We start from the raw sequence: 13,696 nt of genomic DNA on the forward strand, positions 1-13,696 counted from the left end.
CTCAGTGCTGCATGTCGACGAACCGGCTGTAGTGGCCCTGGAAGGCGACGGTCACGGTCTTGGTCTGGCCGTTGCGGTGCTTGGCGACGATGAAGTCGGCCTCCCCGGAACGCTCGGACGCGTTGTTGTACATGTCGTCGCGGTGCAACAGGATCACCATGTCGGCGTCCTGCTCCAGCGAGCCGGACTCGCGCAGGTCGGACAGCATCGGCTTCTTGTCGGTGCGCTGCTCGGGACCGCGGTTCAGCTGCGACAGCGCCACGACCGGCACCTCGAGCTCCTTGGCCAGCAGCTTCATCTGCCGGGAGAACTCCGAGACCTCCAGCTGGCGGCTCTCCACCCGCTTGCCCGAGCTCATCAGCTGCATGTAGTCGACGATCACGAGCTTCAGGTCGTTGCGCTGCTTGAGCCGGCGGGCCTTCGCCCTGATCTCCATCATCGTGAGGTTGGGCGAGTCGTCGATGTAGAGCGGCGCGCTCGACACGTCGGCGGTCTTCCTGGCGATCCGCGCCCAGTTCTCGTCGCTCATGTGGCCCTTGCGGATGTCCTGCAACGGCACCTGGGCCTCGGCCGAGATCAGCCGCATCACGATCTCGGTCTTCGTCATCTCCAGGCTGAAGAACGCCGAGCACAGGCCGTGCTGGATCGCCGCCGCCCGCGCCAGGTCGAGCCCCAGCGTGGACTTTCCGACGCCCGGACGCGCGGCGACGATCACCATCTGGCCGGGGTGGAGGCCGTTCGTCAGCTCGTCTAGGTCGACGAAGCCGGTGGGGACGCCCGCCATGACGCCGTGCGCGCTGAGCGCCTCGATCTCGTCGAGCGTGGACTCCATCAGCGCGCTCAGCGGCTCGTAGTCCTCGCCGGCCTTGCCCTCGGCCACCTCGTAGATCGCCTGCTGCGCGGCGTCCACGATGCCGGCGACGTCGCCCTGGCCGGCGTACCCCAGCTGGCTGATCCTGATCGACGCCTCGACGAGCCGCCGAAGGATCGCCTTCTCCCGGACGATCTCGGCGTAGTACGCGGCGTTGGACGCGATCGAGACCGTCGACAGCAGGTCGTGCAGGTAGATGTGCCCGCCGACCCGGCCGAGCTCGCCCCGCTTCGCCAGTTCGTCGGCGACGGTGATCGCATCGGCCGGCTCGCCGCGGCCGTACAGGTTGAGGATGGCGTCGTAGATCGTCTCGTGGGCGGGCCGGTAGAAGTCGCGGCCCTTGACGATCTCGGCGACGTCGCCGATCGCGTCCTTGCTCAGCAGCATCGCCCCGAGCACGCTCTGCTCGGCGGCGACGTCCTGCGGCGGGGTGCGGTCGGGCCCTGCGTACTCAGCCTCGCTGTCGTAGGGCATGACCTCCGCGAGCGACACTTCTCCCACTCCCTCCAGGGCTCGATCCGTCTGTGGCACAGGCTAGGACGAGCCTCTGACAGTCGGTCCGGACGGCGCCTGCGCCGTCGCTCCAGATGTCCCGACCCGCGCCAAACTAGACCCTTCTCAGGCTCCTCTCAACGGCGTTGTCCACAGGCCCTGTGGACAACGTGGGGACAAGTGTGGAGGCGCGCCGTTGGCCCTGTGCACGACGACGTGCCGAGGCTGTGGACAGCGTCGGTGAACGGTGTTCACTTTCGCTCTGGCTAGGGGTGATGGTCGACCTGGCTTGTGGACGCAAAGAACTTTTCGGATCTCGTGGACGTCTGGTCGGGCGGCTTGACACGCGACGCTGGGCGGGGTGTATAGGCCATGGTCAGACCAAGTTATGCACACGGTTTCCACACCCGATGGGCGCCCTCACATACCCATGGGGGGTATAGTGACTAGGGTAGATGGAGGTGGGCATGGAACACACGGAACAGGTGTCACACGAGAGCGACTGCCACCACGACGCCGGGCACGGCTATCTCGACCACAAGGACGAGTACCTGCGCCGCCTGAAGCGCATCGAGGGGCAGGCGAGAGGCCTGCAGCGGATGGTTGACGAGGAGCAGTACTGCATCGACATCCTCACCCAGGTGTCGGCCATGACGAAGGCGCTGGAGGCCCTCGCCCTGGCCATGCTCGACGAACACCTCAGCCACTGCGTGGTCCGCGCGGCCCGCGCCGGTGGCGACGAGGCCGAAGAGAAACTCCGTGAGGCGTCCCAGGCGATCGCCCGCCTCGTCCGCTCCTGACCGGCCACCGGCCCGGAATACCCCCTTGTTCCCAACCATGGAAGGAAGACCAATGATCACCAGCTACACCGTCTCCGGCATGACCTGCCACCACTGCGCGAACGCCATCACCGAGGAGGTCTCGGCTGTCCCGGGCGTCACGGGAGTGGAGGTCTCGCTCGAGGACGCGAAGATGGACGTCACCTCCGAGGCCCCGGTCGATTTCGACCGCCTCGTGGAGGCCGTCTACGAGGCCGGCGAGCAGTACAGCATCGCCTGACCGGCATTCCGCGCGCCCGGCTTCGGGCACGTCCTCACGACACAGAGCAGGGAGCAGGAGCGTGACCACGCAGCAGCGTGAAGCCGTCGAACTCGACATCCAGGGCATGACCTGCGCCTCGTGCGCGGCCCGGATCGAGAAGAAGCTGAACAAGCTCGACGGCGTCCAGGCCTCGGTGAACTACGCCACCGAGAAGGCGCTCGTGCTGTACCCGGCGCCGGTGCACGTGGACGACCTGATCAGGGTCGTCCAGAACACCGGTTACGACGCGTCCCTGCCCGATCCCGCCGCCGAGCCGGTCGACCACGCCGCGGCCCTGCGGACCCGGCTGGTCTGGGCCGCGGTCCTCGGCGTCCCCGTGGTCCTGCTGGCGATGGTGTCGGCCTGGCAGTTCCCGGGCTGGCAGTGGCTGAGCCTGGCGCTCACCGTCCCCGTGTACGGGTGGGCGGCCTGGCCGTTCCACCGCTCCGCGTTCGTGAACGCCCGCCACGGCGCGACCACGATGGACACGCTGATCAGCCTCGGCACCACGGCGGCCTTCGGGTGGTCCCTCTACGCGCTGCTGTTCACCGACGCCGGACGGATCGGCTACACCCACCCGTTCGAGCTCTCCCTCATGCGCGGGCACGGGGCGGCGGCGATCTACCTGGAGGCCGTCGCCGGGATCGTGGTCTTCCTCCTGCTGGGCCGCTACATCGAGGCCCGCTCGAAGGCTGCCGCGGGCGAGGCCGTCCGCGCGCTGCTCACCCTCGGGGCGACCGAGGCCACCGTGCTGCGGGACGGACGCGAGGCCCGCGTCCCGATCGACCAGCTGCGGGTCGGCGACACCTTCGTGGTGAAGCCGGGGGAGAAGGTCGCCACCGACGGTGAGGTGGTCGAGGGGTACTCCGCCGTGGACGCGTCGCTGGTCACCGGGGAGTCGGTGCCGGTGGACGTCGTGCCGGGCGACGCCGTGATCGGCGCCACCCTGAACACGACCGGGCGGCTGCTGGTGCGGGCGACCCGCGTCGGCAGGGACACCCAGCTCGCCCACATCGCCCGGCTCGTCGAGGAGGCGCAGACCGGCAAGGCACCCGTGCAGGCGCTGGCCGACCGGATCTCCGCGGTCTTCGTCCCGGTCGTGATCGCGCTGTCGGTGGTCGTATTCTTCGGCTGGCTGCTGGCCGGGGAGAGCCTGTACTTCGCCGCGGCCGCCGGCGTCGCCGTGCTGATCATCGCCTGCCCCTGTGCGCTCGGCCTGGCCACGCCGACCGCGCTGCTGGTCGGCACCGGACGCGGCGCCCAGCTCGGCATCGTGATCCGCGGGGCGGAGGCTCTCGAGCGCGCCCGCGACGTCGACGTGGTGGTGCTGGACAAGACCGGCACGGTCACGACCGGCGAGATGTCGGTGGTCGAGGTCGTGCCCGAGTCGGGCGTGGAGGCCGACGAACTGCTCCGGTACGCCGGCGCCGCCGAGTCGGGTTCCGAGCACCCGGTCGCGCGGGCGATCGCGTCCCTGGCTGCCAGCGACCTGACGGTCTCCGCACTCACCAACACCCCCGGCCAGGGCATCCGGGCGGTGGTCGACGGACGCGAGGTCCTCGCCGGCCGTCCCCGCTGGGTCCATGACGCGATCCTGCCGCCGGACGCGTCCCACCCGTCCCCCCCGTCACGATCCGGGCCTTCCGTGGCGGAATCGCGTCAGGCCACCGAGGTCGCCGTCGCCTGGGACGGACAGCTGCGCGGCACGATCCGGGTCGCCGACACGGTCAAACCCACCTCGGCGGACGCCGTCCGTCGCTTCCGGGCACTCGGCCTGGCCCCCGTCCTGCTCACCGGCGACAACCGGCCGACCGCCGAAGCCGTCGCCGCCGAGGTCGGAATCAGCGACGTGATCGCAGAAGTGCTGCCGCAGGACAAGGTGGCCGAGGTCCGTCGCCTGCAGGCCGAGGGACGGCGGGTGGCCATGGTGGGTGACGGCGTGAACGACTCGGCAGCGCTCGCGCAGGCCGACCTCGGGATCGCGCTCGGCACCGGCACGGACGCCGCGATCCAGGCCGCCGACCTCACGCTGATGCGGGGCGACCTCCGGGTGGCCGCGGACGCGGTCCGCCTGTCGCGGGCCACGTTGGGCACCATCAAGGCGAACCTGTTCTGGGCGTTCGCGTACAACGTGGCCGCCATCCCGCTGGCCGCGTTCGGCTTCCTCAACCCGATGATCGCCGGCGCGGCCATGGCGTTCTCGAGCGTGTTCGTGGTGCTGAACAGCCTGCGGCTGCGTGGGTTCCGCCCCGCAGCCTGAGGCGGTCGCCCCCACCCTTCACAGGAACCTCACAAGAGACTCCTGTGTCTGCGGACATGAACGGCTGGCTAACTGGTGGACAACACAGCGCACACCACCAGGAGAACCCGATGTCCCCCATCCTCGTCGCGGCCGACCTCGTCGCCATCCTCGTCCTCGTCTTCGGCCTGTTCGTACCCCGGCACAAGCGCCGGGACCTGGTGGTGGCCTACCTGATCGTCAACGTGGGGGTGCTCGCCCTGATGGCCACCCTCAGTTCCATCTCCACCAGCGTCGGCGTCGGCCTCGGCCTGTTCGGCGTGCTGTCGATCATCCGGCTGCGCTCGGAGGAACTCGCCCAGCACGAGGTCGCCTACTACTTCGCCGCGCTGGTGCTCGGCCTGCTCGCCGGCGGTTCGGCGCTCGGCGTCGAGGTGACGCTCGGCCTGATGGCCGCCGTCCTGGTCGTCCTGTTCGCCGGCGACCACCCGCGGGTGGCCAAGCGGACGAGCCGTCAGCAGCTCACCCTCGACCACGCCTACCCCGACGACCCGGACCTGCGGGCCCGCGTCGAGGCGCTGGTCGGCGGCCAGGTGCAGGACGTCCGCGTCCTGCGCACCGACCTCGTCAACGACACCACCGTCGTGGAGGTCCGTTACGTGCCTTCCGCCACGCCGGCTCGGGAGCAGGTGGAGGCCCGATGACAGCCCTCGCCCCCCACCCGGACACCGTGACCGAGGTCTCGCTCGACGCCCTGCCCGCCGTCGGCCTCCCCGAACTGCTCGAGCGGGCTGCCCTGCAGACGCGCGTCGACCGCAAGTACCTGCTGGGTGCCGACCGGCTGCCCGCGGTCCTCGGAGCGGTGGACGGGAGCCTGCGCGTCCTCGAGATCGACGGACGTCGCGACTTCGGCTACCGCTCGACCTACTTCGACACCCCGGCGCTCGATGGCTTCCTCCGGGCGGGGCGCGGACGCCGCCGCCGGTTCAAGGTGCGCACCCGCACCTACCGCGAGTCCGGCGAGACCTGGCTGGAGGTGAAGACCCGCACCGCCCGTGGGGAGACCGTGAAGGACCGCCTGCCCTACGACCTGGCCGACGCCGGACGCCTCACCGACGCGGGGCGTGACTTCGTCGCCGGGATCGTGGCGGACCGCGCCGCCGGTGAGGTGGACGCCACCGCGCTCGTCCCCGTCCTGCACACCCGGTATCGCCGCGCGACCGTCCTGGTCACCGCCCGCGCCGACCGACCCGGGCAGGGTCTGGTCGCCGCACCGGACGCCAGCCGCGTCACGATCGACTCCGGGCTGGCCTGGCGCCGCCCGGGCTCGGAGGAGCGGCTCTCTCTGCCCGGCGAAGTGGTCGTCGAGACCAAGGGGGGCACCCGGCCGTCCGTCTTCGACCACGCGCTGTGGGACGCGGGAGTCCGGCCGTCCCGGGTCAGCAAGTACGGGGTCGGCCTGGCCGCGCTGGACGACCTCCCCGCCCTGAAGTGGCACCGCATCGTCAACGACTACCTGTCGAATCCTCCGGAAAGGAACCAGCCATGACCTCCGACCGCACGCCCATGAAGAAGCTGGCGGCCGCGATCGCCGCGATCGCCGCGGGGGTGGTGCTGGCCGGCTGCTCGATCACCGGCGCCACCACGTCCGCCAGCACCGACTCCACGACAGTCACGGCCACGTCCGCCACCGTGGACGCGCTCCTGGCCGACAACGCCGAGAGCCACGCCGACTCCAACGACGCCGACTACGACGCGTCCGATGCCACCACGATCACGCTCGCCGACGGCGCGTCCACGACCAGCTCGGACGACGGCGTCACGATCGACGGCGACACGATCACGATCACGGCGCCCGGTACCTACATCCTCAGCGGCACGCTCAGCGACGGCCAGGTCGTCGTGAACAGCGCCGACGACGGCAAGGTGAAGCTCGTGCTCGACAACGCGTCCATCACCAACACCAAGGGCTCCGCGGTCGTGATCACCGAGGCCGACGAGGCCGTGGTGGTGCTCGCGGACGGGACGTCCAACAGCATCACCGACGGCACGGGCTACGACACCTCCGCCGACGACGCACCGAACGCGGCCCTGTTCTCGATGGCCGACCTCACGATCGGCGGCACCGGCTCGCTGACCGTCACCGGCAACACGAACGACGGCATCGCCAGCAAGGACGGTCTGGTCATCCTCAGCGGCACGATCACCGTGACCGCGGCGGACGACGGCATCCGCGGCAAGGACTACCTGATCGTCACCGACGGCACGGTCACCGTGACCGCGAAGGGCGACGGGCTGAAGTCCGACAACGAGGACGACGACACCGTCGGCTACATCCTGATCCAGGACGGGACGGTGAAGGTCTCGGCCGGCGACGACGGCATGCACGCCGAGGGCGACCTCGCGATCCAGGGCGGGAAGGTCACCGTCACGACCTCGAACGAGGCGCTCGAGGGCGCCAACGTGATCATCGCCGGCGGCGAGACGGACGTGACCGCGTCCGACGACGGCCTGAACGCCACCGCGGGCACCAGCTCCGACAGCGGCGGCATGGGCGGTGGCGGCATGCAGGACGACGGCTCGCTGCTGGCCATCACCGGTGGCACCCTGCTCGTGAACGCCGAGGGCGACGGCCTGGACTCCAACGGCTCCCTGCTGGTCACCGGCGGCACGACCGTCGTGTCCGGTCCCACGGGCAACGGCAACGGCGCGCTCGACTCCAACGGCGGCATCACGGTGACCGGCGGGACGGTCGTCGCGGCCGGCAGCTCCGGCATGGCCGAGACGCCCGGCGAGGACTCGACCACCGGCTGGGTGTCGATCACCTTCAGCGAGCAGCTGGCCGCCGGTGAGACCGTCAGCATCGTGAAGGACGGGACGGTGACCGCGTCCTACACCACGGTGAAGCAGGTGGCGTCCCTGATCGTCGCCGACCCCGACATCACGTCCGGCGAGAGCTACGACGTCTACGTCGGCGGGAAGCTCGCCGGCACGACCGTCGGCACCTACTCCGACTCCGGCGACATCTCCGGCGCGACGAAGAACACGTCCGTGACCGCCGGCGAGGGCGGCTCCACCGGCATGGGTGGCGGTCAGGGCGGCGGCCCCGGCGGCGGAGGCGGCCAGGGCGGCGACAGCGGCCGCTGACGCCCCGTCCCTGCCCCCGCGCGCTCTCTCACAGACGCTCCCGAAACTCGCAGAAGCTACCGAAATTTCGGGAGCGTTTGCGAGTTTCGGGAGCGTTTGGGCGAGGAACGCGTTGGTGAGGGAGGCACGGTGAGGGATCGGGTCAGGCGCGGACGATTCACTCCGGCGGCACGCCGGCCTCACAGCGGGTCCACAAGGGACGCGCCTGAACTGGAGGCATGACCGCACCGACCAGATCGCAGGCCCCCGAGTCGCCGGCCGACGCCGGGTTCGGTCCGTCCGACCCGCCACCGGCCGGCCCGGACGCGGCCCCACCGTCCGGGCGTGAGCCCCGGCCGCTGCGGCGGCGGGCCTTCCTCACGGCGGGGATCGGCGGCGTCGTCGCAGTCGGCGGGGGCGCGGCCTGGGCGCTGGACCGCTACGTCATCGAGCACGTCGAGGTGACCAACACCTCGTCACTGCAGGCGGACGTGACCGTCGCCACGGCGGACGCGGACGGCACGAGCACGGCGAACAGCTACACCTCCGACACCGCGTCCATCACGATCACGAAGCACACCTCGGGCTCCGGCGACGACGCGCTGGCCTGGTTCGTCGCCGACATCACGGTGAGCGACGCGACCATCGTGCGCTCGGCGTTCGCGAACGACGAGTTCGGCGAGAACATCATCGCCGACCCCTCCGACATCGCCGCCGACGTGAACGCCGTGCTCGCCATCAACGGCGACTACTACGGCTTCCGCGACACCGGCATCGTGATCCGCAACGGGGTCGCCTACCGTGACGTCGGCGCCCGGCAGGGCCTGGTGTTCGGCACGGACGGGTCGATGCGGCTCTACGACGAGACCACGACCAACGCGGCGAAGCTGCTTGCCGGCGGCGCGTGGAACACGCTCTCCTTCGGCCCCGGCCTGGTGGAGGACGGCGCCGTGATCGACGGGATCGACGACGTCGAGATCGACACCAACTTCGGCAACCACTCCGTCCAGGGCCGCCAGCCGCGCACCGGCGTCGGCGTGATCGAGGAGAACCACTTCCTGTTCGTCGTGGTGGACGGACGCAGCACCGGCTACAGCCGCGGCGTCACCATGAGCGAGTTCGCCCAGCTGTTCGTCGACCTCGGCGCCGACGTCGCGTACAACCTGGACGGCGGCGGGTCGTCGGCGATGGTGTTCAACGCCGAGCTCGTCAACAACCCGCTCGGCCGCGAGCAGGAACGCGGCACCTCCGACATCCTCTACGTGGCGGGGTGAGGCCATGATCGTCCTGATCCCGAGCTACGAGCCGGACGAGCGGCTGCCCCAGCTGGTGGCCGACCTGACCGGCGTCGACGGGCTGCGCGTGGTCGTCGTGGACGACGGCAGCGGACCCGCGTACGCCACCCACTTCGACGCCGCCCGCCGCGCGGGCGCGGAGGTGCTCACCCACCCGCGGAACCGGGGCAAGGGCGCGGCGTTGCGGACGGGCTTCGCCCACGTCCTCGACACCCGCCCCGGCGAGCCGGTGGTCTGCGCGGACAGCGACGGCCAGCACACGCTGCTCGACATCCTGAAGGTCGCCGCGGCCATCGACGGGGAGTCCGACATGGTGCTCGGCGCCCGCCGGTTCACCGGACGCGTCCCGCTGCGCAGCCGGTTCGGCAACGCCGTAACGCGCGGCGTCTTCGCGCTGGTGACCGGGAAGCGCCTGCACGACACCCAGACCGGCCTGCGCGGCTACCCCCACCGCATGCTCGGCTGGCTGCTGGCCGTGCCGGGCGACCGCTTCGAGTACGAGCTGGAGCTCCTGCTGCGCGCGAGCCGGGAGGGCCTGCGCGTCCGCGAGGTCGAGATCGCGACGGTCTACCTGGCCGGCAACGCGTCCTCGCACTTCCGGCCGGTGCGTGACTCGCTGCGGATCTACCGTCCGCTGCTGGCGTTCGCCGGCTCCTCGCTGGCCGGGTTCGCCGTGGACGCGACCCTGGTGTTCGCGCTCTACGCGCTGACGGCGAACCTCGCGCTCTCGGTGGTGGCTGCCCGGCTGATCAGCGGCACGGTCAACTTCCTGCTCAACCGCCGCCTGGTCTTCGCCGCGACGGATGTCCCGCTGTGGCCGTCGGTCCGCCGTTACGTCCTCCTGGCGGCAGCCGTCCTGCTCGCCAACCTCGGCCTGATGGAGCTGCTCACGCCCGTCCTCGGGGTGGTGGCGGCCAAGCTGCTCACGGAGGTGTCACTGTTCCTGGCCGGCTACGTGGTGCAGCGGAGGGTGGTGTTCACCCGGACGCCGGTCGACCGTGCGCGTTCGGTCGTGCCGCTCCCGGAGCGGTCGGCGGCCCTCCACGAACAGGTACCGGGCGCGCGCTGAGAGCGATCCGTGCCCGGGGCTGCTCAGCGGCGTCCCCGCTGCGCGGCGAGCCGGGCCTCGATCCCGTCCATCACGAACTCGAGGCCGCCCAGGAACTGCTCCCGCTCGCTGTGCCGCCGGTAGGTGGAGAGCGTGCGGCTGACGAAGGGGAACTCCGCGGGGTCGAGGGACGCGAACTCGCCGGCCGCCCGGCTCAGCCGCGCGTCCCTGTCGTCGGTGCTCCGGGCGTTGTTGACGGCGCCCAGCCCGGCCACGCCGAACACGCCCATCAGCGCGGTGCCCGCGTCGAACGCCGCCTCGTCACTCAGCCCGAGGGTGGTGAGGAGCTGCCCGAACCGGTCCCAGGCCAGGATCACGATCTCCCCGCGCTGCTCCCCGGCCATGAGCTCCACGACCCAGGGGTGGGCCTCGAACACCGCGAAGATCGCCAGGGCCGCCGTCCGGACGCCCTCTCGCCAGTGCGAGGGGTCGATCGGACGCTCCAGCGCCTCACGGACGGGCGGTCCGGCGACGGCTTCGTAGGCCAGCCGCAGCAGTTCGTCCTTGTCGTCGACGTGCCAGTACACCGACGCCGCGCCGGCGCCGAGCTCGCTCGCCAGCCTGCGGATGGTCAGCCCTTCGGTCCCGTCGGCGTCGAGGATGCGGGTCGCGCGCGCGAGGATCGCCTCCAGGGTCAGGGACGTCCGCGTCCCTCGTGACGACGTCCGGCGCTCGCTCGGACGCTGCCGCGCGGCGGCCAGGGCCTCCCTGCGTTTCTCGCGGGTGGAGGCCACGAACTCCTCGCGCGCCTCCCGGGCGGACGCGATGGCGTCCCGCCTGCGTTCGCGGAGCTCGTCCGCGTGGTCGTCCTGCGTCGCCATGCCTGCACCCTCCGTCCACTTGCGAACATCGTACGACAGTCGTACCGTGTTCGTTAGTCAAACAGTGTTCGATAACAGTTCGACGTTCGACGGAGGGGGAGTCGATGGACGAGTCGCAGGGCGTGGCAACCCGGGACGAGGGGAAGATCGGTGACCGCTGGCCGATCCTGGGCGCCCTGATGCTGGCGGCGATGGTGATCATGCTCGACAACTCGGTGCTGAACGTCGCCCTCCCGACGATCGGCAGCGCCCTGCACGCGGGCACCGCCGAGCTGCAATGGGTGGTCACCGCCTATTCGCTCACGTTCGGCGGCCTGCTGCTGACCACCGGCAACCTCGCTGACCGGCTGGGCCGCAAGCGGGTGCTCGCCGCCGGACTCGTGGTGATGGCCGCAGGCTCGCTGCTGGTGCTGCTCGCCCAGTCCGCCACCGCGCTGGCGCTGATCCGGGGCCTGATCGGGGTCGGAGCGGCGCTGGCGATGCCGAGCACGCTCTCGTTGATCTACTCCACCTTCACCGGGGCGGCGCGGCTGAAGGCGGCCGGACTGTGGAGCGCGGTCACGATGCTGGGGTTCGTGATCGGCCCGGTGCTCGCCGGGCTCATGCTCACGCACCTGTCCTGGCAGTGGCTGTTCCTGATCAACGTTCCCGTCGCGGTCGTGGCGGTGCCGGTGATCCTGGCGGTGATTCCCGAGTCGCGGGAGGCGACCGGCGAACGGGTCGACCTGGCCGGCGCCGTGCTCTCGGTCGGCGTCCTCGCCGCCCTCATCTACGCGCTGAGCACCGGCGGGGACGCGGGGTGGCTATCCCTGCCCGTCCTCGGCTCCTTCGCGGGCGCCGGGGCGCTGCTGGCCCTGTTCTGCTGGCGGGAGCTCACGGCCGCCCAGCCCATGCTCGACCTGCGCCACGTGGCCACGCGGGCCTTCGCGGTGCCCGCGGTCGTCGAGGCGACGGCCTTCCTCGCGGTCTCGTCCGTCCTGTTCATCCAGACGCAGCTGGTCCAGCTCGTCCTCGGCTACACGCCGCTGCAGGCCGGCCTGCTCACGCTGCCGCCGGTGGTCGTGATGGTGGCGGGCAACAGCCTGATCGCGCGGCTCGGGACGCGGGTGCCCGCGCGGTTCATGATCGCGGGCGGCCTGACCGTGGTCGCGTCCGGGACGCTGGTGATCGCGCTCTGGCCCACGTCCGTCGTGGCGATCATCGCGGGGATGTCGGTGATCATGGTCGGCGTCCGGGCCGCACTGACGACGGTGGCGATCGAGGTGATCAACGCGCTGCCGCGCGAGCGGATGGGCATGGGATCGGCGCTGAACGACACGTTCCAGGAGATCGGCGGCGCGATCGGTGTGGCCCTGCTCGGGGCGGTGCTCAACCAGGCGTACCGGTCGGCGCTCCCCGCGGACGCGCCCGCGTCCGTGCTGGCCTCGCTCGCGGCTGCGGCCAACGACCCGGCCTGGTTCGCCAGGGCGCAGGCGGCCTTCGCCCACGGGGCGAGCGTCGCGCTCGGGGTGGGGGCGGTCCTGATGGTGGCCGTCGGCGTGGCCGCAGCCGTGCTGCACCGTCCGGCCCCGGACCGTCCCGGGGACGACCGTCCCGCCGCGGACGCGGAAGCTCAGCCCGCCGACCTCGAGAACGCGGCCCTCGCCGACACGACCAGCCCGCGAGGAGCGAACGCGAGCCCGGCCAGCAGCACCGTGGAGAACAGCAGCCCCCAGTAGGTGTTGTCGGGGCGGCCGACAACCATGAGCGCCCCGGCGAGCAGGACGCACGTCGCCACCACGGGACGCGCCAGCGGGCCGGCGAAGCACCACCCGAAGAGGGCCAGGGGGACCACGACGGCCGCGACGGCCAACGGGAGCGCGGAGAGGAGCGAGCCCGTCCGCACGCAGGCCAGCACGAATGACCAGCCGCCGAACTCGACCCAGCCGTTGGACGCCACCGGCGTGGGCGGCTGGGCGGCCTGGACGGCGAGGGCGTGGGCGGCGAGGACCGCGGCGAAGACCCCGATGGCCGCCAGCCAGGCCCAGGCCTCCCTGCGGCGCTGCGGCCACGCGAGGACGGCCATCACCACGAGGTACGGCAGCGCGAGCTCCCGGAAGCAGACCGCCACCAGCGCCAGCAGCACGCTCGGCCACCACCGCCGGGGCGAGTGGACGGCGATCGCGAGCAGCACCAGCACTCCGGCCCAGGCTTCGTGGAACCACGCGACCGGCCCGACCGCGAGGAGCGCGACCCCCAGGCCGAGCAGGACGACGGCGGCGATCCGCTCGGCCCGTCCCCGCCCGTCCCGGTCCAGCCGGACCGCCATCGCGAGCACACCGGCGACGCCGAGGGCGACGAGCAGGACGGTCGCGCCGGTCTCGCCGAGCGCGAGGTGCAGGGAGGTGAGCGTGGGCAGGCGTACGGCGAGGAACGGGGTGGTCGGGTAGCCGTGGGCGAGTTGGGACGCGATGGCCGCGGCGTAGTAGTCGCTGCCGGCGGCGACCCGCTGCGCGATCTCGCGGTACAGGTCCACGTCGCCGAACGCCTTCACCCCGGGGCCGGCTGTGCCGCCGGAGGCGGCCGTCCACACTCCCCAGAGGATCAGCGCGCAGAGCCCGGCCAGCAGGGCCCGGGACACCGTCCGCCCCGGCCACGCGGGATCGGTCATCCGCTCGTCCCCTC

General features: G+C 71.5%; 12 protein-coding genes. 9 read left to right on the forward strand and 3 right to left on the reverse strand.

The features are described from left to right. Position 1: 1 nt before the first annotated feature. Entirely contained in the window at positions 2-1,345 is a 1,344-nt protein-coding gene (gene dnaB / locus QM779_RS14390) for a replicative DNA helicase (RefSeq protein ID WP_428538435.1), read from the reverse strand. 485 nt (positions 1,346-1,830) lie between these two features. On the opposite strand from dnaB, the gene QM779_RS14395 reads away from it, so the two are divergent. From QM779_RS14395 to QM779_RS14430, 8 genes are all read left to right on the forward strand, one after another. Then, a complete protein-coding gene (locus QM779_RS14395; protein ID WP_428536403.1) occupies positions 1,831-2,163 on the forward strand; it encodes a metal-sensitive transcriptional regulator in 333 nt (110 codons plus the stop codon). Between the two features lie 52 nt (positions 2,164-2,215). Continuing rightward, positions 2,216-2,422 (forward strand): heavy-metal-associated domain-containing protein, encoded by a 207-nt coding sequence (locus tag QM779_RS14400; RefSeq protein WP_428536405.1) that lies wholly within the window; start codon positions 2,216-2,218, stop codon positions 2,420-2,422. A gap of 106 nt (positions 2,423-2,528) precedes the next feature. After that, positions 2,529-4,703, forward strand: a complete 2,175-nt coding sequence (locus QM779_RS14405; protein WP_428538438.1) for a heavy metal translocating P-type ATPase — start codon at positions 2,529-2,531, stop codon at positions 4,701-4,703. 110 nt (positions 4,704-4,813) lie between these two features. Continuing rightward, complete coding sequence (locus QM779_RS14410) at positions 4,814-5,386, forward strand: DUF4956 domain-containing protein (RefSeq protein ID WP_428536407.1); 573 nt, start codon at positions 4,814-4,816, stop codon at positions 5,384-5,386. Then, on the forward strand, positions 5,383-6,231 hold the full coding sequence (locus tag QM779_RS14415) for a polyphosphate polymerase domain-containing protein (RefSeq protein ID WP_428536409.1): 849 nt from the start codon (positions 5,383-5,385) through the stop codon (positions 6,229-6,231). Before QM779_RS14410 ends, QM779_RS14415 begins: the two co-directional genes overlap by 4 nt. Continuing rightward, positions 6,228-7,829, forward strand: a complete 1,602-nt coding sequence (locus QM779_RS14420; RefSeq protein ID WP_428536411.1) for a carbohydrate-binding domain-containing protein — start codon at positions 6,228-6,230, stop codon at positions 7,827-7,829. Before QM779_RS14415 ends, QM779_RS14420 begins: the two co-directional genes overlap by 4 nt. Positions 7,830-8,047: 218 nt before the next feature. Beyond that, entirely contained in the window at positions 8,048-9,082 is a 1,035-nt protein-coding gene (locus QM779_RS14425) for a phosphodiester glycosidase family protein (protein WP_428536413.1), read from the forward strand. A gap of 4 nt (positions 9,083-9,086) precedes the next feature. Next, positions 9,087-10,172 carry a glycosyltransferase gene (locus QM779_RS14430; RefSeq protein WP_428536415.1) on the forward strand — a complete coding sequence of 362 codons (1,086 nt, stop codon included), beginning with the start codon at positions 9,087-9,089 and terminating at the stop codon, positions 10,170-10,172. A gap of 23 nt (positions 10,173-10,195) precedes the next feature. Here QM779_RS14430 and QM779_RS14435 read toward each other — a convergent pair whose 3' ends face one another. After that, positions 10,196-11,032, reverse strand: coding sequence for a TetR/AcrR family transcriptional regulator (locus tag QM779_RS14435; protein WP_428536417.1), 837 nt, complete (start codon positions 11,030-11,032; stop codon positions 10,196-10,198). Between the two features lie 104 nt (positions 11,033-11,136). Here QM779_RS14435 and QM779_RS14440 point away from each other — a divergent pair, with 104 nt between their 5' ends. After that, positions 11,137-12,750 (forward strand): MFS transporter, encoded by a 1,614-nt coding sequence (locus QM779_RS14440; protein ID WP_428536419.1) that lies wholly within the window; start codon positions 11,137-11,139, stop codon positions 12,748-12,750. Here QM779_RS14440 and QM779_RS14445 read toward each other — a convergent pair. Continuing rightward, positions 12,645-13,682 carry a hypothetical protein gene (locus QM779_RS14445; protein WP_428536421.1) on the reverse strand — a complete coding sequence of 346 codons (1,038 nt, stop codon included), beginning with the start codon at positions 13,680-13,682 and terminating at the stop codon, positions 12,645-12,647. The genes QM779_RS14440 and QM779_RS14445 overlap by 106 nt on opposite strands. Positions 13,683-13,696: the final 14 nt, after the last annotated feature.

This window comes from Propionicimonas sp., from assembly GCF_049840635.1.
Taxonomy (GTDB): Bacteria; Actinomycetota; Actinomycetes; order Propionibacteriales; family Propionibacteriaceae; genus Propionicimonas.